Genomic DNA, 24,590 nt, shown 5'->3' on the forward strand with positions numbered 1-24,590 from the left:
CTAGCGCGGAAACTCGAGCCCCATCTCGCGATAGCGCTCGGGATCATCGCCCCAGTTCTCGCGCACCTTGACGAACAGGAACAGGTGCACCTTCTGTTCGAGGATGCCTGCTATCTCCATGCGCGCCGCCTGGCCGATGGCGCGGATGGTCTCGCCCTTGTGGCCGAGCACGATCTTCTTCTGGCTGTCGCGTTCGACATAGATGGTCTGGTCGATGCGCACCGAACCATCCGGCTTCTCTTCCCATTTCTCGGTCTCGATATGCGAGGAATAGGGCAATTCCTGATGCAGCCTGAGATAAAGCTTCTCGCGCGTGATCTCGGCCGCGAGCTGGCGCATCGGCAGGTCCGAGATCTGGTCTTCCGGATAATACCACGGGCCAACCGGCAGAGCCTCGGCCAGATAATCGAGAACGTCCTTGCAGCCGGAACCGGTCAGCGCCGAAACCATGAAGGTGCGTTTGAACGGCACCCTTTCGTTCGCTGCCGCCGACAGAGCCAGCAGCGCTTCGTGCTTGACGCGGTCGACCTTGTTGAGGATCAGCACCATCGGCTGGCGCACATCCTTCAGCCGTTCGAGGATGGCGTCGGCGTCGCCCCTGATGCCGCGTTCGGCGTCGATCAAAAGCAGCACGATATCGGCGTCCTTGGCCCCGCCCCAGGCGGTGGTCACCATCGCCGTGTCGAGCCTCCGCTTCGGCTTGAAGATGCCGGGCGTGTCGACAAAAACGATCTGCGCATTGTCATGCGTGGCGATGCCGCGCACGATGGCGCGGGTCGTCTGCACCTTGTGGGTGACGATCGACACCTTGGCGCCGACCAATTGGTTGACCAGCGTCGACTTGCCGGCGTTGGGCGCGCCGATCAGCGCGACAAAACCGGAATGCGTGGCGGCTGCGGTCGCCGGCTCTTCGGTGGCGGTCATGCCGCACTCCCTTCACTTGAGCGCGCGCGCTCCGATTTTTGGGCCGACGTGGTGGCCCAGACGCCTTCGCGCAAAAGAAATGCCGAAGCCGCCGCTTCTTCGGCAACCCTGCGGGAGCCGCCAGTACCGCTTATCGGCGCAAAGCCGCGGACCTGCAAGGACACGGTGAAGACGGGCTGGTGGTCCGGGCCTTCGCGTTTCTCGATCACATATTCGGGACGCGCATCGCTGGCCTTGGCAATCCATTCCTGCAGATCGGATTTCGGATTGAGCGGTTTTGCGATCACCGTATGCGAGCGCGGTTCCCAGTAGCGCAGGACGAACCGCCGCGCGGCCTCGATGCCACCGTCGACGTAAACCGCCGCGATCAGGGCTTCTACCGCATCCGCCAGATAGTTTCCGCCCGAGCCACGCGACCGCATCTTCAAGGCAGAATCGGCGCGGACCAGATCTTCGAGCTGCATTTCGATGCCGATTTCCGAGCATGTCCGCGCATCGACCAGCGCATTGAAGCGCGGCGCGATTTCACCTTCCGGCGCATCGGGAAATTTCTCGAAAAGCATATCGGCGACGACAAGCCCGAGCACGCGGTCGCCAAGAAATTCAAGACGTTGGTTGTTGGTGGCCGCCTTGACCGCGCTGGAATGCGTCAGGGCGGTCTCGAGCAAACGGACATCCTTGAAGACGTGGCCGGTCTTGGCCTTCACCAAACCGGCCAGAGTTTCGCCTGTCGGACGCTTCAAAGCCATCAATTGACGAAGTGGAACAGGCGCGAAGCGCGCATCAGCGACGGCCATTTCCAGATTTCGAGAGGGCTCGCCTTGCCGGCGATCGAGAAGAAAACAAGATTGGCGCGGCCAACCAGATTTTCCGCGGGAACGTAGCCGACGGTGAAACGGCTGTCGGCGGAATTGTCCCGGTTGTCGCCCATCATGAAATAGTGGCCGGGCGGCACGTCGAATTCGCGGGTGTTGTCGCCGATCGAGTTCGAATTCAGGTCGAGCGTGTCGTAGCTGACGCCGTTGGGCAAGGTCTCACGATACACATCGATCGGTCGCGATTCTTCGGTGATGTCGGGATTGTCGATCTGGCCTGTTTTCACGCGGGGCACGCCGACGCCGTTGATGAACAGCTGGCCGTCCTTGACCTGGATCTTGTCACCCGGCAGGCCGACAACGCGCTTGATGTAGTCGACGGACGGATCAGGCGGGAACTTGAAAACCGCTACGTCGCCGCGCTTCGGCTCGGAGCCCCAGATGCGGCCTGAAAAAATATCGGGTCCGAAAGGCAGCGAGTAGCGCGAATAGCCATAGGACCATTTGGTGACGAACAGATAGTCGCCTTCCAAAAGCGTCGGCCGCATCGATCCCGACGGGATCGAAAAAGGCTGGAACAGCAGCGTGCGGATGACCAGGGCGAGCAAAAGCGCCTGGACTATGACGCTGACGGTCTCGCCAAGCCCGCCGGATTTCTTCTCGGATTTTTCAGCCACGCTCATGTCGTCCTCGATTGTGCGTTGGATGGTATAGAGTCTCGGCGCGCGCTGGGCAACGTCAATGCCGGTCGTCAGAGGCAATCAATGTGGCGCTTCTTCGACGGGCAGCGCCTCGATGATCACAAAGGCTTGAGCGAGCGGGAAATCATCCGTGATGGTGAGGTGGATTGCCGCGCGATGGTCTTTTGGCAGGATTTTGTCCAGCCTGGCCTGCGCTCCTCCGGTCAGCGCCATGGTCGGCGCGCCACTGGGCAGGTTGACGACACCCATGTCGCGCCAGAACACGCCCTGCGCCAGACCGGTGCCCAGCGCCTTGGCGCAGGCCTCCTTGGCAGCGAAACGCTTGGCATAGGAGGCAGCACGCGCCTGCCGGTTTTCGGAGCGGGCCTGTTCGATCTCGGTGTAGATTCTCTGGATGAAGCGCTGGCCGTGACGCTCCAGCGACTTTTCGATGCGTCTGATGTCGATCAGGTCGCTGCCGATGCCGATGATCATCGCGCAGTGGAACCGATGCTTGCGCCTGGATGGGACGATTGCGCATGCCGGCTTGCACGCTCGGCCAGACGCTTGCGCCGCTGTTCGCGGAAAGCGTTCATCCCCCAGCGCGTGATGGCGTAGAACAGTAGCCCGAAGGCGAGCCCGAGCGGAACCGCGCCGATCAGCATCGGTTCAAGGACCGGTTTCCACAATTGCGCGAAGGAGAGGTTATGCAGCATCTCGCCCAGATGTGCCGGCGGCCCATGCGTCGGCAAGCGGTCATGCAGGATGAGCTTGCCCGTTTCCCACGACGCGCCCCATAGCAACGGGAAGGTTAGCGGGTTGCCGAAAAAGACCGCGCCAAGCGCCGCCGCCACCAGATTGCCGGCGATCACCCAGCACAGGATGGCAGCGATGATGAAATGGAAACCGACGGGAAAGAATGAAGCGAAGACACCGGCCGCAACACCGGCCGCAACCGCATGCGGTGTGGCCTTCAGCCGCAGGATGCGCTTGGAAAAATACTGAAGCGAGCGCGAAAACGAGCGGCGCGGCCAAAGGTAGGTACGCACCCGCTCATAAAGGCCATCAGGCTTGCGGCGTCGAAAAAGCACTCTGTTCCCGTTCCACAGCGCCCGCAACGGCATCTTCAGCCGGGCGTGGCAGCCACATCTTGCGCTTGACTATCACCCTATGGCAATCGCCACCTTATATAACGACGCGCTGGCGCAAGAACAACCAAACACCTTCTATGCGCCGCGCTTGTCGCCGCCCTTCGGGGCGGCAGGTCTTGCTTCGAACATTGGATAATCGCGGCGAATTTAGGGAACCGGCAGTCGCATCGCCGAAAGGCGCATCGCCGCCGGCGGCTACCGCAGGTATTCGCTGACCTCGACCAGATTGCCGTCTGGGTCACGGAAATAGACCGACATCATAGGACCTCTAGCCCCGACACGTTCGACCGGGCCGAGTTCCACCGCCACACCATTGGCCGCGAGGCGGGCACGGACCTCATCCAGTGGCCGGTCGGTGATCAGGCAGAAATCACCTGATCCTGATGTCGGCGACTTCGCCTTGGGCTCGAAAGTGCGGCCGACGTCATGCACATTGATCTTATGGGTACCGAAAGCCAGCGCCGTCGGCCGATCCGCCGCGTCGATGCGCTCAAAACCCAGCACGCGCTGGTAAAACTCACAGGTCGCTTCCAGCGAAGCGACCGTCAGCACGAAATGATCGATGCCGGCGATCATTTCCAATCTGTCTTCACGCATGTCGCTTTCCCCAAAACCGCCGCACACTGTTGGGCGAAAAAAATGCCCCGTCAGATGTTGCGGCTGCCGGGCTTGATCGCCGGGATGGCGGCAAGCTCCGGCGGCAGCCGGTCGACCGGATAGGCCGGGACCTCATACTCGGCAAGCGCGATGAGCGGCACACCGACATCGGTCTTGCCGGCCGAACGGTCGATGATGCAGGCCGCGGCCGCCACCTCGGCGCCAAGATCGCGCAGGCACTCGATGGTCTCGCGGATCGACAGGCCGGTGGTGACGATGTCCTCGACGATGACGACACGCGAACCCTTGGCGATCTCGAAGCGGCGCAGGCGGAACTCGCCGCCTTCCCGCTCGACCCAGATCGCCGGCACGCGGAGATGACGCGAGGTCTCATAGGCCGGGATCAGCCCTCCGATCGCCGGGCCTACGACATAGTCGATCTTGCCTGGCACGCCAGCGCGGATCTTCTCGGCCAACGCCTTGCACAGAAGCTCGGTCTTGTCGGCATGCATGAACACGCGCGCCTTCTGCAGGAAGACCGGACTGCGCAGGCCCGAGGTCAAAATGAAATGCCCTTCCAGAACAGCACCCGCCTCGCGGAAAATGCCCAGCACTTCATCGGTGTTCATGTCTGCCTCTTTTTGATTGACCATGACTTTGTCCGAAACCGGAGCATGGTCTAGCCATTGACGCGTCTTGCGTCGCTGACGCTCGAATTGTCCTTCAGCTGCGACAGCAGCCGGTTGAGGTGCTTGAGATCCCAGACTTCGAGATCGATCAGCATTTCGGTGAAGTCGGGAGCAGTGCGCACCATCGACAGCGTATGGATGTTCGCGTCGTTCGAGGCAATCACCTGCGCTATATCGGCGAGTGACCCCGGCGCGTTGATGGCGGTGACCGATACGCGCGCCGGAAAGCGTTCCTTGGTGCGCTCGTCGATGTCCCAGCGCACGTCGATCCAGCGTTCGGGCTGATCGTCGAACGCCTGCAGCGCCGGCGACTGGATCGGATAGATGGTGATGCCGGTGCCCGGCTGGACGATGCCGACGATGCGATCGCCAGGCACCGCCCCTTCCGGCGCGAAGCGCACCGGCAGATCGCCGCGCACGCCGCGGATCGGCACGGCGCCATCGCGTGGCTGGTCCTTGTCCTTGCGCGCGGCACGACCCGGAATCTGGAACAGCATGCCGGCGGCATTGCGGATCTTCGACCAGCCCTCCTCGCGCGGCTTGGGGACGGCCGTGGTGACGCGCTCATCCTTGTAGTCGGGGAATACCGCCTTCATGACGTCGGTGGAGGCGAGCTCGCCGCGCCCGACGGAGGCCAGCACATCCTCGATGTCCTTGCGCGCCAGCCTGTGCAGCACCTGCTTCAGGCTCTCCTTGGTGAAGGTCTTGCCGGCACGCTCGAAGGCGCGTTCCAGGATGCGGATGCCGAGACCCGAATATTGCTTGCGGATGGCATTCTTGGTGGCACGGCGGATGGCCGAGCGCGCCTTGCCGGTGACGACGACCGATTCCCACGCCGCCGGCGGAACCTGTGCCTTGGAGCGGATGATCTCGACCTCATCGCCGTTCTTCAGCTCCGTCATCAGCGGCATGATGCGGCCGTTGACCTTGGCACCGACGCAGGTGTCACCGACATCGGTGTGCACCGCGTAGGCGAAGTCGATCGGTGTCGCGCCGCGCGGCAGCGCAATCAGCATGCCTTTCGGGGTGAAGCAGAACACCTGGTCCTGAAACAGTTCCAGCTTGGTATTTTCGAGGAAATCCTCGGGATTGTCGCCTTCGGCAAGCTGCTCGATGGTGCGCCGCAGCCAGGCGTAGGCGTTGGTTTCCTTTGAAATCGCGTGGGCGGCGCCATTCGTCTTGCCGCCTGTGTCCTTGTAGATCGAATGCGCGGCGACGCCGTATTCGGCGATCTTGTTCATCTCTCGGGTGCGGATCTGCAGCTCGACACGCTGGCGCGACGGGCCGACGATGGTGGTGTGGATCGACCGATAATCGTTCTGCTTCGGCGTCGAGATGTAGTCCTTGAAGCGGCCCGGCACCATCGACCACGCGGTGTGGATGGCGCCAAGCGCGCGATAGCAATCCTCGACCGTGTCGACGACGACGCGGAAGCCGAAGATGTCGGACAGCTGCTCGAAGGACAGCGCCTTGGCCTCCATCTTGCGGAACACCGACCACGGCTTCTTCTGCCGGCTCTTCACGCCGGCGTTGATCGCATGCTTCTCGAACAGCGTGGACAGAGCCTTTTCAATGTCCGTCAGCACGCCCTTGTTGCGCTCGAAGATTTCGGCAAGCCGTGCGGTGACGGCGCGATAGGCTTCCGGATTGATGAAGCGGAAGGCGATCTCCTCCAGTTCCTCGCGCATGCCTTGCATGCCCATGCGCCCGGCCAGCGGCGCGTAGATATCCATCGTCTCCTCGGCGATGCGCAGGCGCTTGGCCTCCGGCATATGGTCGAGGGTGCGCATATTGTGCAAACGGTCGGCGAGCTTGACCAGCAGCACGCGGACATCTTCCGAAATCGCCAGCAGAAGCTTTCTCAGGTTTTCCGCCTGCTCGGCCTTCTTCGAGACGAGATCGAGCTTCTTCAGCTTGGTCAGGCCCTCGACCAGCTTGCCCATTTCGGGGCCGAACAGATCGTCGATCTCGGCCCGTGTGGCGGTCGTGTCCTCGATCGTGTCGTGCAGCAGGGCGACCGCGATCGTCGCCTCGTCCATATGCATCTCGGTGAGGATGGCGGCGACTTCGAGCGGGTGCGAGAAATACGGGTCGCCGGAAGCGCGCTTCTGGTGGCCATGCTTCTGCATGGCATAGACATAGGCCTTGTTGAGCAACGCCTCGTTGACGTCAGGCTTGTAGCGCTGGACGCGCTCGACAAGCTCATACTGACGCATCATGGGCGGGATCTCGCAGCGGTGAAATGAATCATGCGCCGCACGGCTGTACGGCGCATGTCATAGATAGCCACGAAACTGCCGATGCGGAAGTGCGGAAGATTGTTCCAGCGACCTTCGCAACCGTGGCTGGCTTAGTAGTCGTCGCTCTTTTCCGGCGGCACCAGGCCCTCGATGCCGGCCAGGAGGTCTTCCTCGGTCATCCGGTCGAAGGTGACGTTCTCCTCGGTGTCATCGGCGTCGGTGGCCGCAACGGCGGCGCCGGTCTGATCGGCAATCGCCTCGCCGTCGGCTTCGGGCTCGTCGACCTCGACATGCTTCTGCAGCGAATGGATCAGATCTTCCTTGAGGTCGTCGGGCGAAAGCGTCTCATCGGCGATCTCGCGCAGCGCCACGACCGGGTTCTTGTCGTTGTCACGCGGCACGGTGATCGGCGCGCCCTGGCTGATCTGGCGGGCGCGGTGGCCGGCCAAGAGCACCAGCTCGAAGCGGTTGTCGACCTTGTCGATGCAATCTTCAACGGTTACGCGGGCCATGGATTGCCCCTTTCATGCGATGGATTTGATGGAAAACAGGCGCGGTCCATAACCCGAACGCCGCCAAAATACAAGCATCATGGCAATGGCCGGGCTGCATGGCGCCCAAACCTTGGTTCAAACACCCGATTTGGCAAAACCTGTCTGTGGTTATGTGTTCGGTGTCCCGATCACAATTGCTTGCAGTACCGCACGCACCCTTGGATTGCCGCGAAACTGGCGCTATCTCGGATGGCATGGAGGTCAGCCGGTTTATTATGAGCCTGACCGAACGCTATCGCATTTCGTTTAGACGGCCGTTTATTTCGAGAAGGAATATTTTCCATGTTCGACCCTCGTGAAAAAATCGCCCTATTCATCGACGGCGCCAATCTTTACGCGACGTCACGTGCACTCGGCTTCGACATCGACTATCGCAAGCTCCTGTCGAGCTTTCAGAAGCGCGGCTATCTGTTGCGCGCCTATTATTACACGGCGCTGGTCGAGGATCAGGAATACTCCTCGATCCGTCCGTTGATCGACTGGCTCGACTATAATGGCTTCAAGGTGGTCACCAAGCCGGCCAAGGAGTTCACCGACTCGACCGGTCGCCGCAAGATCAAGGGCAATATGGACATCGAGCTTGCGGTCGATGCGCTGCAGCTCGCCGATGTCGTCGACCACTACGTCATCTTTTCCGGCGACGGCGACTTCCGCACGCTGGTCGAGGCGTTGCAGCGGCGCGGTCGCAAGGTGTCGATCGTCTCGACCATGGCCTCGCAGCCGCCGATGATCTCCGACGACCTGCGCCGCCAGGCCGACCATTTCATCGACCTGATGACATTGAAGAACGAGGTCGGCCGTGATCCCTCCGAGCGGTCGGTGCGGCGGCCCGAGCCGGCCGAAGTCGACGAGGACGATTACTGAGGCCAGTCGCCTTGACCGCCCTTTCCGCCTCCGAACCCGGCCGCGATTGCCCGCTCTGCCCGCGGCTGCATGACTTCATCGCCGAATGGCGGCAGCGCGAGCCGTCCTGGTTCAATGCGCCGGTGCCGACTTTTTTGCCGCCGGAGGGCGACGCCGGGGTTCAATTGCTGATCGTCGGGCTGGCGCCTGGCCTTCGCGGTGCCAATCGAACGGGCCGCCCGTTCACCGGCGACTATGCCGGCGACCTGCTCTACTCGACGATGATTTCGCACGGTTTTGCGCGCGGAGAGTTCAAGGCCCGGCCAGACGACGGATTGGAGTTGGTCGGCACCGCGATCACCAACGCGGTGCGCTGCGTGCCGCCGGAGAACAAGCCGGTGGGCGCCGAGATTGCCACCTGCCGGACATTCCTGGTGCCGACGATCGCGCGGTTCCCCAATTTGCGCGCCGTGCTGGCACTGGGATCGATCGCGCACCAGTCGACCGTGCGGGCACTGGGTGGGCGCGTCGCCGCCTACCCGTTCAAGCATGGCGGGCAGCTGCCGGCCGGTGGCGTCACGCTGTTTTCGAGCTATCACTGCTCACGCTACAACACCAATACCGGCGTGCTGACCGAGGCAATGTTCGTCAGCGTTTTCAGCCAGATAGCGGCGTTCTTGGGCAAGTAGGCACGATAAGCAATCAGCTTCTCCCCTTGACAATAGTCAACCATGGTTTACAGTTACCATGATGCAGGTTTCGAAACCGATACATTCAAACGCTGGCTCGAAGACCTCCGCGACGCGCAAGCAAAAGCCCGCATTGTTCGGCGCATCGACCGACTGACTGTAGGCAATCCGGGAGACGTCAAGCCCGTTGGCGAGGGCATAAGCGAAATGCGGATCGACGATGGTCCTGGCTATCGCATCTATTTCCTCCAAGCAGGCAACTTGTGCGTGCTGCTCCTTTGCGGTGGCGACAAAGGAACGCAAAGCAGAGACATCGCAGCCGCAAAAAAACTCGCCAAGGAATGGAAGGACAAGGCAATATGGCAATGAAAGTCACAGCCTTTGACGGGGCCGAATATCTCGACACTCCAGAGGCAATCGAAGCATATCTGGCAGCGACGTGCGAAGATGGCACCGCAGCGGAGATTGCTCATGCGCTTGGCGTCATTGCGCGTGCGCAGAACATGACGAGACTTGCCGAGAAAGCCGGTATGACGCGACAGGCTCTCTACAAGGCCCTGAGCGGCGAAGGGAATCCCGAATTCGCAACGATCATGAAAGTGGCCGAGGCGCTTGGTCTGAAACTGACCTTCGTGAGCGCGCAGGCAGGACGGAACGCTGCGTAACACGGATCAGCGCGCCGACATTTGGTTCTCCATCTCGCCAGCGGAATTCGTCTGATCAAGGTGCAGCGAACAGCTCGGCCAATTTCTTCGGCCCACCCTGCAGCACATTCAGGTCGACATCGCCGTTGATGCCGTCGACGCGACCCCTGTTGTGGTACTGCCAGTAGACCCAGTCGTCGCGATCCGGCTCCAGGAGCAATGAGCGGAGCCAGAGCGGACGGGCAGCAATGCGCCCTGCATACGCTTCCGCTGCGTCGTCGGTCAGATAGACCACCGCCGGCTTGCCGAACGCCGCCTCGACTGGAGCGAGGAACGCGGCCAGTTCGGCGTTCAATTGTTCGGGCGTCGGCCGCTGCGGGCAGTTGCCGCCGAATTCGATATCGACCACGGGTGGCAGCAGGGACTGATCGTGCGGCACCACCGAGATGAAATTCTTCGCCTGGTCCGCACCCGGCCGGCAAAAGGTGAAAAAGTGATAGGCACCGACGGCGAGACCGGCGGCCCGGGCCTCTTCCAAATTCCGTGCGAAAGCATCATCGACATGATCGCCGCCTTCGGTCGCCTTGATGACGGCAAAGGCGACATCGTCGGCGGCTACGCGCCGCCAATCGATCTGGCCCTGATGATGGGAGACGTCAATGCCCCTGACCGGATATTTATCGCGATCCGGCGAGAATGTGCGGAAGTAGAGATAGCCGCCTGCCGTGATGAGGCACACCGAGACCAGGCTCGCTAGACCGAAAAGAACAATCCGGTTCGTCAAGCGAATGGCCCCAGCCTACCCACGCTCTTTTAAGAGCCGGCCCTTCTCGCGCGACCAGTCGCGCTGCTTCTCGGATTCGCGCTTGTCGTGCAGTTTCTTGCCGCGGCCGACGGCGAGCAACAGCTTGGCGCGACCCTGGTCGTTGAAATAGATTTTCAGCGGCACCAGCGTCATGCCTTCGCGGTCGACACTCTGCGACAGTTTCGCCATCTCGCGCTTGTTGAGCAGCAGCTTGCGGCGCCGGCGCGGCTCATGGTTGAAGCGGTTGGCCTGCAGATATTCCGGCAGATAAGAGTTGATCAGCCAGATCTCGCCGCCTTCGACCGAGGCATAGCTGTCCTGGATGTTGGCTTGGCCCTGGCGCAGCGACTTGACCTCGGTGCCGGTCAGCACCAGACCGGCCTCGACCGTGTCGAGCACCTCATAGGAAAACCGCGCCTTGCGGTTTTCCGAAACGGTCTTGTTGTTGGGATCGGCTTTTCTGACTTGATTCATGATGCGGAGAGGTGGCGCCTCATCCCTAATTAATCAAGCCGGCGTGCTTCATCGCCGCATCGATCTTGTCGGCGGTCGACTGTTCGACCGTCATTAGCGGCGAACGCAGCACATTTTCGACCTTGCCCAGCTTCGACAGCGCATATTTCGCCCCGGAAACGCCAGGTTCGATAAAGATCGCCTTGTGCAGCGGCAGCAGACGATCTTGCAATTCCAGTGCCTTGGCGCTGTCGCCGGACAGCGTCGCCTCCTGAAATTCCGCGCACAGCCGCGGCGCGACATTCGAGGTCACCGAGATGCAGCCGACGCCGCCATGCGCGTTGAAACCAAGCGCCGAAGCATCCTCGCCCGAAAGCTGGATAAAATCCATGCCGCACGTGGCGCGCTGCTCGGAGACCCGTTCGACCTTGCCGGTGGCATCCTTGACGCCGACAATGTTCTTGAAGTCGTGCGCGAGCCGCCCCATCGTCTCCGGCATCATGTCGATGACCGAGCGCGGCGGGATGTTGTAGATGATGATCGGCAGCTTGGTCGCCCTGGCGACCGCCGCGAAGTGCTCGTACAGGCCGCGTTGTGTCGGCCTGTTGTAATAGGGCGTGACAACGAGTGCAGCGTCCGCACCGGCCTTCTCGGCATACTGCACGAGGCCGACCGCTTCCTCGGTGTTGTTGGAGCCGGCGCCGGCGACGACCGGAACGCGGCCCTTGGCCACCTCGATACACACCTTGACGACCTGGCGGTGCTCGTCATGCGACAGCGTCGGCGACTCGCCGGTGGTGCCGACCGGCACCAGGCCCGTCGTGCCCTCCGCGAGTTGCCATTCGACGAACGCGCGAAAGGCTTTCTCGTCGAAACGCCCGCTCTTTTCGAACGGCGTCACGAGCGCAGTAAGCGAGCCTCTCAGCATATCGTCCAACTCCTTGGGACTTGTTTGTTCATGCATGCCGTTGCCCCAAAACTGGTGTCCACTTTTGGGCGACATGCATCTTTAGTTCATGCATGCCGTTGCCCCAAAACCGGTGTCCACTTTTGGGCGACATGCATCGGTGTTTATCGTGCGCGCCTTCTAGCCGAAAGCGAAGCGGCGCACCATAGTCTCGACATGGTTGCGCGGCAAGCATTGCCATGGTGCCAGCAAACGCAATTCGAACGGCCTCGCTAACTCTTTGTTTACGAGCTCTTCACGACCTAAGTTTAGGCTTCGAGGCATCTTCGCCTGCTTGTGGAATGCCAGACAAGGAAAGACTTAAGAATCATGCCGGGCGGTCGGCCTCACATTCTCGCGCTGCTTGGCGCCACGCTCGCGCTGATGCCGGGCATGGCGATCAGTGGTAGCGTGGACGTACGGGTCACCTCAGCCATTCCGATGCCAGGCGCGGCAATTGCGCTGCCTGACCTGCAGGGCAGGACCCCACAGCCGCCCTTGCCCGACGTCGCCCCCTTGAAAAGCGGGCTGGATGCGTTGGCGGCGGGCGATAGTCCCCGCGCTCGTGGTGTGCGCGATGGCCTTCCCGCTCAGTCGCTCGACCAGCATATCCTTGCCTGGGCGATTGCGCTTTATGGCGGCGACAAGATTCCGAGCGGCGATATCACTGCTGCGGCCAAGATGCTGCCCAATTGGCCGGGCACCGTCGTCCTACGCAAAAACAGCGAACGCGCACTCTATCGCGAAAATCCCGCCCCCGACATCGTTATCAGGGCGTTCGATGGCAGCCAGCCGCAGACGTTCGAAGGCGTGATGGTTCTTGCCCGCGCCTATGTGGCGTCAGCCAATATCAAGGCGGCACGTTCGGTGCTGTCGCCCTTCTGGCGAACCGCGATCCTGGAGGCCAGGGACGAGGCGGCGCTGATCAAGGAATTCGGCAGCCTGATCCCGGCCACCGACCACCGCTTTCGCATGGAGCGCATGTTCTATGCCGACCGCGCGAATTCCGCCTTGCGCGTCGCCGGCCTGGCCGGTGCCCAGCAGCTCGCCGAGGCCTGGGCGGCGGCCGACAAAGGCGACAAGAATGCCGCCAAACTGCTGAAGGCCGTGCCGGCGGCGCAACGTTCGGCCGGCTACTTCTTCGCGCAGGCCGAATATCTGCGCAAGCAGGAGGATTTTGCCGGGGCCGCCGCCATTGTGATGCAGGCGCCGACCGATCGCGATGCTCTCGTCGATCCGGATGCCTGGTGGGTCGAGCGCCGGGTGCTGTCGCGCGAATTGGTCGACCAGGGCGATATGAAGGCCGCGTACAAGATCGTCGCCACACACGCCGCCGAAAGTGCCGCCAATGCGGCAGACGCCGAATTCCATGCTGGCTGGTACGCGCTGCGCGGCCTGAACGACCCAAAAACCGCGGCCAGTCATTTCGCTCGCATCGCGGACCTCGCCCAGGGGCCGATGACGCTGTCGCGCGCCTATTACTGGCTCGGCCGTGCCGCGGAAGTCGGCGGTCCGGGCAATGCCAAGGACTATTTTGCGCGCGCCGCTGCCTACGGCACGACATTCTACGGCCAGCTTGCCGCCGAACGCGTGGGCCGGCAGGCGCTGAACATCGTCTATCCCTCGCCAAGTGCAGCCGACCGGCAGAATTTTGCCGGCCGCGAGGCCGTCAGCGCCATCAAGCGGCTGCAGGAGGCGGGCTACGACCGCTATGCCGAGACGCTCTATCGTGACCTTGCCGGGCAGTTGACCAGTCCAGGCGAACTGGCGCTGCTCGCTGTCCTTGCCGAAAAGCAAGGCAACCATTTCATGGCACTGAAAATCGGCAAGATCGCCGGGGCACGCGGCATCGATGTCGGCGCATTGTCGCATCCGCTCGGCGTCATTCCCGATTCGGCTGACATTTCCGGCTCGGGCAAGGCGCTGGCCTATGCGATCGCCCGCCAGGAAAGCGAATTCAACATCGGCGCCGTGTCGAGCGCCGGCGCGCGCGGGCTGTTGCAGCTGATGCCGGGAACCGCAAGGCAACTGGCGAAGAAGGCCGGGCTGCAGTTTTCGCAAACACGGCTGACCACTGATGCCGGCTATAACGCGACGCTTGGTTCGGCCTTCCTCGGCGAACAGCTCGACCGCTTCAACGGCTCCTACGTGCTGACCTTCGCCGGCTACAATGCCGGCCCCAACCGGGCCAGCCAGTGGGTGGCCAGATATGGCGACCCGCGCGGCAAGGACATCGACGCGGTCGTCGACTGGATCGAGCGAATTCCCTACACGGAAACAAGAAGTTACGTTCAGCGCGTGATGGAGAATTACGAGGTCTACAAGATGCGTATTTCGGGCAAATACGACATCGTGGGAGATCTGGTGAACGGGCGGAGTTGAGGCTTTTCCTTCCCCCGTGGGAGAAGGAAAAAGAGCCTTTCATTTGACCATCTCTGCCCTCGCCTGTAGCTGTCCAGATCGGTACAGCGAGATTGAACATTCCGATGGCAAGCGGGCAAAGTTTCTCCGACTTCTTCTTCAGCGCACCGGATGAGCTGAAGCTTCATGCGCGCATCTACGGTGAGGCCAATACCGGATCCTGGCCGGTTGTCTGCCTGCCTGGCCTGACCCGCAATGCCAGGGATTTTCACGAGCTGGCGCTCTATCTGTCGACGGATGCGGCAACTCCGCGAAAGGTCATCGCCTTCGACTACCGTGGGCGCGGGCAGTCAGCCTATGATCCCGACGTCAAAAATTACAATGTCGGCGTGGAGGCTGGCGACATCCTGGCCGGGCTGAGGGCGCTGAACATCGGAGGAGAAGCGGCCTTCATCGGCACCTCGCGCGGCGGGCTGATCATCCATGTGCTCGGGATGATGCGGCCATCCATCCTGAAAGCCATTGTTTTCAACGACATCGGACCGGTGATCGAGACGGCCGGACTTGCCCATATCCAGTCTTATCTCGAGCGCGACCCGGCACCGAAAACCCGCACACAGGCGGCGGCCGCCCAGCGCAGCGTGCATGGCGAAGACTTCCCCGCCCTTGCCGGCGCCGATTGGGATCGGATGGTATGGGCTCTCTACCGCGAAACGGATGGTGGGCTGGTGCCGGATTTCGATCCGAAGCTGGTGGATACCGTAGCGAGCCTCGATCTGACGCAGAAGCTGCCTGATCTATGGCCTCAATTCGAGGCGTTGGCCGCCATCCCGTTGCTCGCCATACGTGGTGCCAATTCGAGATTGCTGTCCATGGACACGCTCAACCAGATGAGAGAGCGCCATTCCATGATGGAGACGATCACTGTCGAGGGCCAGGGCCATGCGCCATTCCTGGAGACCGGCAGCCTGCCGGGGGACATAGCCGCTTTTCTCGACCAAGCCGAGCGGAAGAATATCCCGAAGTAAATCCCATGACCAAACAAGGTCACGGGATAGCTACAATAGTATAGACAGGATTCCAGCCTACTTGGCTTTTGACTTTTTCCGGGCCGCTTTCGGCGACTCCTTTGCGGCGGCGGCTGCCTCATCCCTCTTTTTTCGCCCTGCCGTCGGCGACGAAGGCGTCGTCACGGGCGAAGAAAACATGGAGCCTTCAGCGCGATTGCCGCCCGGCTGAGTCGATCGAGGCGTTTCCAGCACGATGACACAGCCATCGAGATCGTTGGTGGCCAGATGCGCGTAGCGCATGGTCATCGACAACGTCTGATGGCCGAGCCACATCTGCACGCGCCGGATGTCGATGCCGCCCTGGACAAGACGCGAGGCGCAGGTATGGCGCAGTATGTGCGGCACCACCTGATCGTCGGCGCCGAGACCGACTTCGGCCTTCGCGTCGTTCCAGATGGCACGAAACTGTGCCTGGCTGAGCTTGGTGAACGGTCCTTTGGGCCGGCGACCCTCAGTGGGAGGCAGCTTGATGACCTCCTTGACCCGCTCGGTCATCGGGATGGTGCGGCTGCGGCCGGATTTGGTGATCCAGAAACTGACGCGATGCTCCTGGATATCGTTCCAGATCAGCCCAAGCGCCTCGCCGAGACGGCATCCGGTGTCGACCAGGAAGACGGAAAGCCTGTAGGCATCCTCGCTGCGGCTCTTGATGGCGGCGAACAGCCGCGCCTCTTCGTCCCTTTCGAGGAAGCGAATCCGACCCGCCCGCTCCTTCTGGCGGCGGAACTCGGGCAGGCTGTGGATATCTCCCATCTTGTGAGCCTTGCGCAGCAGTTTGCTCAGGGCAGCCATCTTTCGATTGATGGTTGCGTTGCTGTTGCCGCGCTGGCGCAAGGTGCCGATAAGGTTGTCCAGGGTACTTTGGTCAAAGGCGCTGAAACGCTCCCCAAGGAGAATCTCGTCTATTTCGCCGATGAACGAGCTGACATTATACTTATGCCGCCCATCATCCCATAATATGTCCCGATACGCTGAAAAAAGATCTCCGACCCGATGCGACTTTACTTCTCTAATCTTGTTGTAGGTATATCGAATCTTCGGACTTTGAGAAGAAAACATCGAAAAATGATCAGAGGACTCGCCCTCTTGAATCGCTTCGTTCGTCATCATTTGCCACACCCCCGAGTGGGATAGGTCAGCCCTACCCGCTTGGAAGCGTCCTTTCAAGAGATTTTAATCACGCAGTTGTGATTTCATCCGCCCATCAGCAGATCCCACGAAATCACCCCACGGATTTATTCAGCTACCGTTACCCCCATCCTTCCGTTTGCCTTGATCCAGTCACGAAACAAAACAGCCCGGGCGTTGTGCGCCCGGGCTGGATTTTATTTGTAAGGAACCAGCCCTTAGAACGAGCGCTGGAAGCGGAGCATGCCGCCAATGTTGCTCTTCTTGTCGGCATTGGTCCAGTTGGAGAAGTCGGCCTCATCGAAATTGCCTGCGTTGAGGTAGTCAACTTCGGCCGTCACGGTGAAGCCCGGGACAACGTCATAGGCGATATTCGCAGCGATGCCGAGATTCTTCCAGTCATCATACGAAATCTGGGCGTTGAACGAGGTCTTCTCGTTGAACTTGTAGGTGCCACCGCCCCAAACTGCCCAGTTGCCGCCCCACTGCTTGTAGAAGCCGCGACCGCCAGCCGCAAGGGTATAGGTCGGGTCGTTGAGGTTGTCGTCGGTACCATAGCCACCAATGATGAACAACGACAACTCATTGGAAACGTTCACATCCAAGCGAACTTTGCCAGCGACTTCTTCGTAGTTGCTGTCATACGCAACGACACCGGTGATCGCGCCCCAGCCCTGTGTCCACTTCACACCACCGACGACGTGCGGAACGTAGCTGTCGATCGTGCCCTTGCCGTAGAAGCCATCTGTGCCGCCGCCCGCGCCTTCTTCGAGCGAGAGAACGGCGGAGAAGCCGTTGCCCGCGTCGAAGTAGTACTGGACGACGTTGGTGTCGAAATCGCCGTAGGGAACCAGCGTATCCTGGATGACGTTGCCGGCGTAGCCGATGAACGTGTTGAAGGCCGATTCGTCCTTACCGACGCGCAGGCCACCGAGCTGAATCCAGGCGAAGTTCAGCGAGACGCCCGAGTTGCCAGCAGTATTGTCAGTGTCGGTGGCATTGGTGGCATAGTCGTTGCGGTTGCCGAAATTCCAGCGGGTCTCGGTGTAGGTCTTCAAGGTACCGAGCTCGGTCTCCTGGCCGGTCCAGGTCTTCAGCGTGAAGCGGGCCTTCTTGCGCCAGGTATCGTTCTCGGAGCCATCCTGCACGTCGAGGGTCCTCGCACCATCGAACGAGCCGACATCGCCACCGCTGATGTCGTAACGCACATAGCCGCCGATGCGCAGGCAGGTTTCGGTGCCGGGGATGTAGAAGTAGCCAGCGCCATAGACGTCGCAAATCTTGACGTATTCAGCGGGTTCCGGCTCGGCGACGACGACGGCGTCGGCGGCGCGCGCACCGGAAACTGCGATCAGGGCCGCAGCGGAGCCGAGGAGAAGGCTCTTGATGTTCATTTTCTGACCTCCAGTCAAAAGTTAAAAAACGGGTCTGGGTATTCTTTGCTGAAGGACAGCGTTCCCTGCCCCATCCCCACTACCGAAAAAGATGCGCACCGCGCCGCTCCTTCGAAATCGACATTACCCATGAGCCGGCGGCGTTCAACCACGATCGTACCGGCGAAAGGGCTGTTCGGATGCTATCCCCTGGCGTTGTTGCACAAATGACACGATTTGGCCTCACTCAGAAAGCTCTCGTTAACCATCAGGCCCGCCGCACCCCCTTGTTTGCCGCCGAATCCGGCGAAGGGCCGTCGGAATCATGGCAAGCTCCCGAGTCGCTAGCCAGGAAACAACCGCAGAACCGCCACATCCATGGAAGGTCGCGGTTCGGCGCCTTCTTATTTTTGCATATAATGATGCGGGCTTGTTGATTGTGCCGGCGCTTTTCTTTATCCACCGGCGCAACGGAGAGGTGGCCGAGTGGTCGAAGGCGCTCCCCTGCTAAGGGAGTAGAGGTCAAAAGCTTCTCGTGGGTTCGAATCCCATCCTCTCCGCCATCCTGCTTCGCTCTTCGAGCTTCGCAGGACAAGTCCAGACCTCTGCGCGAAGCAGGATGCCCTCCGAAGCCTCGGCGAAGGAGGGCTAAAACCCTAGCAAAACAAGGTTTTCTGCTTGCACTGTGCGCTTCGCAGGACAAGTCCAGACCTCTGTGCGATCCCAGCAAAAGCAGGGGTTGGCGGGCCGCCTTCCCCGAGCCAGGATACTCGCTTGGTTAAGGGGGTGGCTCGTGTGGTACGTATACCTGCTGGAAAGCAAGGCTACGGAAGGTGAGCGCTACATCGGCGTGACTTCAGACCTGAAGCGCCGACTTGCCGAACATAACGCCGGAAAATCCAGCCATACATCCAAGTTCATGCCATGGCGGATCGTCACCTATATCGCCTTCTCGAATCGAGCCAAGGCGACCTCGTTCGAACGTTATCTCAAATCCGGCTCCGGACACGCTTTCGCCAGCAAACGTCTTTGGTGATTGTTCGCGCGACGGCGGAAAATCCAGTATATTTTCGAAAAACCCTGGAGCCTCAATCACTTAACGCATAAAAGCGGTTTGCCGGTTCCGCTGTTTCGTTCGATTCTGACTGGAGGTCAGAAAATGAACATCAAGAGCCTTCTCCTCGGCTCCGCTGCGGCCCTGATCGCAGTTTCCGGTGCGCGCGCCGCCGACGCCGTCGTCGTCGTCGAGCCGGAACCCGCTGAATACGTCAAGATCTGCGACGTCTACGGCGCTGGCTACTTCTACATCCCCGGCACCGAAACCTGCCTGCGCATCGGCGGCTATGTCCGTTATGACATCGGCGCCGGCGACGTCGGCTCGTTCGATGGTGCTCGCAGCAACGACGTGCAGGACGGCAAGAACCAGGGAGCCTGGTACAAGAACACCCGCTTCACGCTCAAAACCTGGACCGGCCAGGAGACCGAGCTCGGTACCTTGAAGACCTACACCGAGACCCGCTTCAATTTCGGCAACAGCAACGGTGATCCCGACTTTGGCCCGAACGATGCGCACAACAAGGACGTATCGCTGAACTTCGCCTGGATCCAACTCGGCGGTCTGCGCGTCGGTAAAGACGAATCGGCCTTCGATACGTTCATCGGCTACGCCGGCAACGTCATCCAGGATACGCTGGTTCCCTACGGCGACTTCGACACCAACGTCGTCCAGTACTATTTCGACGCAGGCAATGGTTTCTCGGCCGTGCTCTCGCTCGAAGAAGGCTCGGGCGCTGGCTCTGTCGACGATCTCGGCAACGGCAAGTATGGCGTTGGCACGATCGACAGCTATGTTCCCCATGTCGTCGGCGGCGTGAAGTGGACCCAGGGCTGGGGCGCGATCACCGGTGTCGTTGCGTATGACAGCAACTACGAAGAAGTCGCTGGCAAGGTTCGCTTGGATGTGAACGTTTCCAACGAGTTGTCGTTGTTCATCATTGGTGGCTATGGCACCGACGATAACCTCAACGACCCGACCTACGATCAGCCCGCGGGCGGTCGAGGCTTCTACAAGCAGTGGGGCGGCAACTGGGCAGTTTGGGGCGGTGGCACCTACAAGTTCAACGAGAAGACCTCGTTCAACCTTCAGGCGTCTGCTGATGACTGGAAGAACGTCGGCGTCGCAGCGAACGTTGCCTATGACATCGTCCCCGGCTTCACCGTCACGGCCGAAGTTGACTATCTTCACGCCGGCAAGTTCGATGAGGGCAGCACGGATAACGTCGCCTGGACTCCGGCCGACAAGAAGAACAGCGTCGGCGGCCTCCTCCGCTTCCAGCGCTCGTTCTAACGGCCCGAGTCTGACTGAAATCTAACCCGGCGGGCAACCGCCGGGTTTTTCGTCTGTCGCGCCTTTTCAGATCTTGCAGGTGTCGACCTGCCCAATGGCTGGACTGCCCAGATTGCCGGAGCAGGCGACGCGGTGTCGACTGACGATGCTTGAATTTCCAGATTCAGATCAGATATGGGCCAGATCGCCCAGGGCATCGATCAAGGGCTGGATCTCGCTTTCGTAATTCTTCCACTGCTTGACGGAAGACTTATAGATCGGCTGGCGGACCTGCCAATTGCTATAGGTGTTTACGGAGCCGCCCCTGTCAAAAAAGCGCAAGCAGATATCGTTCCAAGGTAGTCCGAGATAATCTATGAGACAGCGCGACTGCTTTTCTTGATTTTCAATCAATGTCTCGTACCGGTTTTCGAAGATACGGCCCGGGAAAATCTTGTCCCAATGCCGCATCAGACGATCATACTCCCTGTAGTAAAGCCCCAGTGTCTCCAGATCGGCGCTGTAGCTATGCGCTTCATTGAATTGAAGGACAAAGCAAGAGATACAGTTATCAATGGCGTCGCGGCGACAATGAATGATGCGGGAGTTGGGGAAAAGGATGCCAATCAGGCCGACCAGCTCGAAATTGTGAGGCATCTTGTCGATAATTCGAAGCGCATCGGGGGCCCGCTCGCGCAGATAGGCAAGATGTTCCGCAGCAAGCGCCCTGGACAGCTGTGGAGTCATCGATGCGATCGCCTCACCTGGGCTTATTCCGGATCCATACCTAAGATCGAGTCCATTCGATGTGCGTCTAAGCTTTGTTAACTCGCCAGCGCCATGAACATAGGGGTGGCTGGCGCAGATCTGCTCAGTCAGTGTTGTGCCCGAGCGAGGCATCCCGACTACGAACACGGGCACCTCCGAGACATTGCCACAAGCAGCCCTTGAAGCCACCAAATCCGGTGTAAATGTTTCGATCAGGGCGTCGATCCAACGACGATAGGATTGAAGATCGAACCTGCTGCCGCCGGCTTGATTTCCTCTTCTGAAGTGTCTCATCGCCTCCTTGTAGCGACCGAGGTCGTTGAGCAACTTTCCGGCCGCGTGATGCAGCGCCGTCGCTCCCTTGGACCCGTGGTCGGGGTCTTGAAGCTCCGTCAGGATCGCAGCGAGTTCTGGTGGCTCTTCAGTGAATTTGTGCGTGCGTACAAGTGCGTTGTAGGCAGCAGGTATCGCGATGCGCCGATCTATTGCCTCTTTGAGATGAACCGCGGCTTCGTCCATACGGCCGAGGCTTGCCAGCGCACGAGGCAGCCCCAACCGGGCCATGGGATGATCTCGATCGACCCTGAGCGCCTTCTCAAAGAGCGGCAGCGCCATTTCCCCCTTATCAAACGAATTGTATGCATCGCCCAAGGCGCAAAGCGCTTCCACCAGATCCGGCTTCAACGTCAGTGCGTGCTGAATGTGTTTGATCGCCGGTGTAAACTCGCTGAGCCTCAAATAGGCTTGACCGAGGCTTAGGTGATAGTAGGGATTTAAAGGCTCCTGCGCGATCGCCCGAGCAAAATACCGTAGGACCTTTTCGTCATCGTACCCGATCCCCAGCGTTCCCAGTATATAAAGGGCCAGCGGATGTTCGGGCGTTCTCGCCAGGACGCGATGACAGAGTTCTTCCGCATCAGGCAGTCGATTCTCTTGCTGGAATTCGAGCGCCTGCCTCAACATCATGTCGTTGGCCTGAGCGCGAGACGGAGCTGCTTTTGCAGGCTTAGGATTCGGTTGCCCAATCTTCGGCGGTGCGCCCTTCGGCGCTGGTTGGGTATTAAGGTGCTTAGCCCAAGCTGGCGGCAATCGGTTGCTCATTCTATTCTGCTAACAAAATGGATCGGCGAAATCCAGTGCGGCATTGTTATCTTGTGCGGCATTGTCGGCTTGCACCGAACATGCCTCCACGCTAGCAAGAAGACCGTTTTGCAAGCGAGCTTCCACCATGCACCAGCGCCCTCCCCTCATGCCGCTCATCGCAGCGCTTCCCTCGACGGTGCCGTTTGTCGGCCCCGAAGCGCAGGAGCGCGAGAGTGGCCGCGCTTTTCGCGCCCGCGTTGGCGCCAATGAGAGCAGTTTTGGTCCCTCGCCGCGCGTCATCGCCCGCATGGCCGAGATCGCCGGCGACATGTGGATGTATTGCGATCCCGACAATCACGATCTGAAGGCGGCGGTGGCCGCGCATCACGGCGTAAAGGCCGAGAACGTCGTTGTCGGCGAAGGCATAGATGGCCTGCTCAGCCTGGTGGCACGCATGTATGTCGCGCCCGGCGATGCTGTGGTCACGTCGCTCGGCGCTTATCCGACTTTCAACTTCCACATTGCCGGTGTCGGCGGGCGGCTGGTGACAGTCCCTTACGAGAACGACAGAGAAAGCCTGGATGGCCTGCTGGCGGCGGTGCGCAAGGACAGGGCCCCGCTGGTCTATCTCTCCAACCCCGACAATCCGATGGGCAGCTGGTGGGAGGCGAGCGAGATCATCCGCTTCATCGAGGCGCTGCCGCAAACCACCATGCTGGTGCTCGACGAGGCCTATGGCGAACTCGGACCGGCCTCGGCGCTGCCGCCGATCGATACCTCCAGGCCAAACGTCATCCGCATGCGCACCTTCTCGAAGGCTTACGGGCTGGCGGGCATACGTTGCGGCTATGCGATCGCCGAGGCTCAGGTGATCCGCGACTTCGAGAAGATCCGCAACCATTATGGCGTCAGCCGCATGGCGCAGATCGCCGGCGTCGAGGCGCTCGCCGATCAGGACTATCTCAGAAGCGTGGTGGCGCGGGTCGCGGCCGGCCGCCGACGCATCGCCGGCATTGCCGAAGCGAACGGGTTGAAGCCACTGGCGTCGGCGACCAATTTCGTCACCATCGATTGCTGCGGCGATGGCGCCTTCGCGCTGAAAGTTCTGCAAGGCCTGCTGTCGCGCGACGTGTTCATCCGCAAACCGATGGTGCCACGGCTCGACCGCTGTATCCGCGTCAGCGTCGGTCTCGATCACGAACTCGATATTCTTGCCGAGGAGTTGCCTGGCGCGCTGGCAACGGCGCGGGGGAACTAGAATCGCGTCTGCAAGCAGCCCAGCAGCAAAAGCTGCCTACAAATCCATTTCCCAGGTCTGGCCGGTCAGATCCTTGCCGAAGCTGTGGTGGTGCTCCTGCGAGACCAGCGTGAAGCCGGCACGTTCGTAGATTGCACGCGCCGCAACGAGGATGTCGTTGGTCCACAGCACCAGCTTGGTGTAGCCGCAAGCTCGAGCCCGGTTCACGCATTCCGCGACCAGTCGTTTGCCGATGCCGAGGCCGCGCGCCGACGCCTCGACATGCAGCATTCTCAGCTTGGCCACCTTGTCGTCCTGATGAACAAGGAACACCGCGCCGACCGGCTGACCACCGCGCTCGGCGATCCAGCAGAAATCGCGGCCGGGCACGAAATTGCGAATGAAATCGGCGCCGATCTCGGCGAGCATGGCCTCGAACTCGATCGTCCAGCCATATTCCTCGGCATAGAGTTGGGCCTGGCGCTGCACGACCCAGCCGACATCGCCGACGCGATGCGGCCGCAACGTCACCTCGCTGCTTTCACGGGTGGGGTCGCCCAGCAATTCCCCCGCCTTGCGCAAGGCGCTGCGCAGTTCATGCAACCTGTCGTCGGGGACGCTTTCGATCAGCCGCGCCGTGTCCCGATCGGCCGCCGCTTGCAGTCTGGCAAGCGCTGCCTCGCCTCGTGAGGTCAGCGAGAGGACCCTTCGGCGCCGGTCAGCCGGGTCCGTTCTGGCCTCGGTCAGCCCCTGGCCCGCGAACTTGCGCAGGATCCGCGTCAGATAGGCGGCATCGACACGCAACTGTCTTGATATTTCGGAGGCCGCCGGGCCATTCTCCAGCCGAAAAGCCCCAGCCAGGAAACCTCGCTCGCCCGCGATTTCGGCGGAAGCCGGGTTGCTGCGGTGACCCAGTTCGAACAGCACGCGCGCCTCGGTCAAAGTGAATGCACTTTGTGTCAGCGTCTCGTCGAGAAGGCCGACGGTGCGCGTGTAGAAGCGATTGAAGCGCCTGACATCGGCCACCAATGCGTTGCGTTCGTCCAACATCCGCAGCCAACTCCCAATAAGGCAGCTCCATTTTTCAAAATTAATGGACTGAGTCAATGAAATTTAAAGCCAGAGGGCCCAGCTATTGCGTCGTGCGCGCAACTCTCATGTTGCATTCCCTGAGCCATGCACCAGATTTTAACGAGACAGGCTTGGAGAGATTC

The 24,590-nt window shown here is 60.7% G+C and carries 25 protein-coding genes and 1 tRNA gene; 10 read left to right on the forward strand and 16 right to left on the reverse strand.

The features are described from left to right. The 9 genes from era to rpoZ all read right to left on the reverse strand — a co-directional run bounded on the left by era (position 1) and on the right by rpoZ (position 7,608). On the reverse strand, positions 1–924 hold the full coding sequence (era, locus tag NKK51_RS00550; protein WP_023812871.1) for a GTPase Era: 924 nt from the start codon (positions 922–924) through the stop codon (positions 1–3). Further along, a complete protein-coding gene (gene rnc / locus NKK51_RS00555) occupies positions 921–1,673 on the reverse strand; it encodes a ribonuclease III (RefSeq protein WP_128303083.1) in 753 nt (250 codons plus the stop codon). The genes era and rnc overlap by 4 nt, the downstream gene beginning before the upstream one ends. Next, a complete protein-coding gene (lepB, locus tag NKK51_RS00560; RefSeq protein WP_013532585.1) occupies positions 1,673–2,422 on the reverse strand; it encodes a signal peptidase I in 750 nt (249 codons plus the stop codon). The genes rnc and lepB overlap by 1 nt, the downstream gene beginning before the upstream one ends. 78 nt (positions 2,423–2,500) lie before the next feature. Continuing rightward, the gene (gene acpS / locus NKK51_RS00565) at positions 2,501–2,914 is read right to left on the reverse strand and encodes a holo-ACP synthase (RefSeq protein ID WP_128303037.1); all 414 of its coding nucleotides are present in this window, start codon (positions 2,912–2,914) and stop codon (positions 2,501–2,503) included. Then, entirely contained in the window at positions 2,911–3,510 is a 600-nt protein-coding gene (locus tag NKK51_RS00570; protein ID WP_027038036.1) for a DUF2062 domain-containing protein, read from the reverse strand. Before NKK51_RS00570 ends, acpS begins: the two co-directional genes overlap by 4 nt. Before the next feature lie 255 nt (positions 3,511–3,765). Next, entirely contained in the window at positions 3,766–4,167 is a 402-nt protein-coding gene (locus NKK51_RS00575) for a VOC family protein (protein WP_128303035.1), read from the reverse strand. Between the two features lie 50 nt (positions 4,168–4,217). After that, on the reverse strand, positions 4,218–4,796 hold the full coding sequence (pyrE, locus tag NKK51_RS00580; protein ID WP_128303034.1) for an orotate phosphoribosyltransferase: 579 nt from the start codon (positions 4,794–4,796) through the stop codon (positions 4,218–4,220). 50 nt (positions 4,797–4,846) lie between these two features. Further along, positions 4,847–7,075, reverse strand: coding sequence for a RelA/SpoT family protein (locus NKK51_RS00585; RefSeq protein WP_352441270.1), 2,229 nt, complete (start codon positions 7,073–7,075; stop codon positions 4,847–4,849). Positions 7,076–7,206: 131 nt separating this feature from the next. Next, entirely contained in the window at positions 7,207–7,608 is a 402-nt protein-coding gene (gene rpoZ / locus NKK51_RS00590) for a DNA-directed RNA polymerase subunit omega (protein ID WP_023812863.1), read from the reverse strand. A 324-nt stretch (positions 7,609–7,932) separates the two neighbouring features. Between rpoZ and NKK51_RS00595 the strand changes: the two genes are divergently transcribed. The 4 genes from NKK51_RS00595 to NKK51_RS00610 are packed head-to-tail and all read left to right on the forward strand — an operon-like array spanning position 7,933 to position 9,847. Continuing rightward, positions 7,933–8,514, forward strand: a complete 582-nt coding sequence (locus NKK51_RS00595; RefSeq protein ID WP_023812862.1) for a LabA-like NYN domain-containing protein — start codon at positions 7,933–7,935, stop codon at positions 8,512–8,514. 11 nt (positions 8,515–8,525) lie between these two features. Next, a complete protein-coding gene (locus NKK51_RS00600; RefSeq protein WP_352550617.1) occupies positions 8,526–9,182 on the forward strand; it encodes a uracil-DNA glycosylase in 657 nt (218 codons plus the stop codon). 42 nt (positions 9,183–9,224) lie between these two features. Beyond that, the gene (locus NKK51_RS00605; protein WP_352441272.1) at positions 9,225–9,551 is read left to right on the forward strand and encodes a type II toxin-antitoxin system RelE/ParE family toxin; all 327 of its coding nucleotides are present in this window, start codon (positions 9,225–9,227) and stop codon (positions 9,549–9,551) included. Next, positions 9,542–9,847, forward strand: a complete 306-nt coding sequence (locus NKK51_RS00610) for an addiction module antidote protein (RefSeq protein ID WP_023812859.1) — start codon at positions 9,542–9,544, stop codon at positions 9,845–9,847. The genes NKK51_RS00605 and NKK51_RS00610 overlap by 10 nt, the downstream gene beginning before the upstream one ends. Positions 9,848–9,902: 55 nt before the next feature. On the opposite strand, the gene NKK51_RS00615 is transcribed toward NKK51_RS00610, so the two are convergent. Genes NKK51_RS00615 through dapA form a run of 3 tightly spaced genes read right to left on the reverse strand, consistent with a single transcriptional unit; the run spans position 9,903 to position 12,012 of the window. Then, a complete protein-coding gene (locus tag NKK51_RS00615) occupies positions 9,903–10,610 on the reverse strand; it encodes a glycoside hydrolase family 25 protein (protein ID WP_352550618.1) in 708 nt (235 codons plus the stop codon). A 15-nt stretch (positions 10,611–10,625) separates the two neighbouring features. After that, positions 10,626–11,105, reverse strand: a complete 480-nt coding sequence (gene smpB / locus NKK51_RS00620; RefSeq protein WP_013532594.1) for an SsrA-binding protein SmpB — start codon at positions 11,103–11,105, stop codon at positions 10,626–10,628. A 25-nt stretch (positions 11,106–11,130) separates the two neighbouring features. Continuing rightward, positions 11,131–12,012 (reverse strand): 4-hydroxy-tetrahydrodipicolinate synthase, encoded by an 882-nt coding sequence (gene dapA, locus NKK51_RS00625; protein ID WP_352441273.1) that lies wholly within the window; start codon positions 12,010–12,012, stop codon positions 11,131–11,133. A gap of 348 nt (positions 12,013–12,360) precedes the next feature. On the opposite strand from dapA, the gene NKK51_RS00630 reads away from it, so the two are divergent. Both NKK51_RS00630 and NKK51_RS00635 read left to right on the forward strand, forming a co-directional pair. After that, positions 12,361–14,412 carry a lytic transglycosylase domain-containing protein gene (locus NKK51_RS00630; protein WP_352550620.1) on the forward strand — a complete coding sequence of 684 codons (2,052 nt, stop codon included), beginning with the start codon at positions 12,361–12,363 and terminating at the stop codon, positions 14,410–14,412. A 104-nt stretch (positions 14,413–14,516) separates the two neighbouring features. Beyond that, positions 14,517–15,419: an alpha/beta fold hydrolase gene (locus tag NKK51_RS00635; RefSeq protein WP_352550621.1), complete on the forward strand. Its 903-nt coding sequence runs from the start codon at positions 14,517–14,519 to the stop codon at positions 15,417–15,419. Between the two features lie 57 nt (positions 15,420–15,476). Here the strand turns inward: NKK51_RS00635 and NKK51_RS00640 are convergent, their stop codons facing one another. Continuing rightward, positions 15,477–16,571: a tyrosine-type recombinase/integrase gene (locus tag NKK51_RS00640; RefSeq protein WP_352550623.1), complete on the reverse strand. Its 1,095-nt coding sequence runs from the start codon at positions 16,569–16,571 to the stop codon at positions 15,477–15,479. Positions 16,572–16,807: 236 nt separating this feature from the next. Continuing rightward, the gene (locus NKK51_RS00645) at positions 16,808–17,983 is read right to left on the reverse strand and encodes a porin (RefSeq protein ID WP_352550625.1); all 1,176 of its coding nucleotides are present in this window, start codon (positions 17,981–17,983) and stop codon (positions 16,808–16,810) included. 451 nt (positions 17,984–18,434) lie between these two features. Between NKK51_RS00645 and NKK51_RS00650 the strand changes: the two genes are divergently transcribed. The 3 genes from NKK51_RS00650 (at position 18,435) to NKK51_RS00660 (ending at position 20,309) form a co-directional block, all read left to right on the forward strand. Continuing rightward, positions 18,435–18,525, forward strand: a tRNA-Ser gene (locus tag NKK51_RS00650). 230 nt (positions 18,526–18,755) lie between these two features. Beyond that, positions 18,756–18,998 (forward strand): GIY-YIG nuclease family protein, encoded by a 243-nt coding sequence (locus NKK51_RS00655; RefSeq protein WP_023812851.1) that lies wholly within the window; start codon positions 18,756–18,758, stop codon positions 18,996–18,998. A gap of 123 nt (positions 18,999–19,121) precedes the next feature. Continuing rightward, positions 19,122–20,309 carry a porin gene (locus tag NKK51_RS00660; RefSeq protein WP_352550627.1) on the forward strand — a complete coding sequence of 396 codons (1,188 nt, stop codon included), beginning with the start codon at positions 19,122–19,124 and terminating at the stop codon, positions 20,307–20,309. A 168-nt stretch (positions 20,310–20,477) separates the two neighbouring features. Here the strand turns inward: NKK51_RS00660 and NKK51_RS00665 are convergent, their stop codons facing one another. Beyond that, complete coding sequence (locus NKK51_RS00665) at positions 20,478–22,157, reverse strand: tetratricopeptide repeat-containing sulfotransferase family protein (protein WP_128303024.1); 1,680 nt, start codon at positions 22,155–22,157, stop codon at positions 20,478–20,480. A gap of 127 nt (positions 22,158–22,284) precedes the next feature. On the opposite strand from NKK51_RS00665, the gene NKK51_RS00670 reads away from it, so the two are divergent. After that, positions 22,285–23,397, forward strand: coding sequence for a pyridoxal phosphate-dependent aminotransferase (locus NKK51_RS00670; protein WP_023812848.1), 1,113 nt, complete (start codon positions 22,285–22,287; stop codon positions 23,395–23,397). A 36-nt stretch (positions 23,398–23,433) separates the two neighbouring features. Here the strand turns inward: NKK51_RS00670 and NKK51_RS00675 are convergent, their stop codons facing one another. Further along, entirely contained in the window at positions 23,434–24,426 is a 993-nt protein-coding gene (locus NKK51_RS00675; RefSeq protein ID WP_023812847.1) for a bifunctional helix-turn-helix transcriptional regulator/GNAT family N-acetyltransferase, read from the reverse strand. Positions 24,427–24,590 lie beyond the last annotated feature (164 nt).

The organism is Mesorhizobium sp. M0011 (assembly GCF_040324155.1).
In the GTDB taxonomy this organism is placed as follows: domain Bacteria; phylum Pseudomonadota; class Alphaproteobacteria; order Rhizobiales; family Rhizobiaceae; genus Mesorhizobium.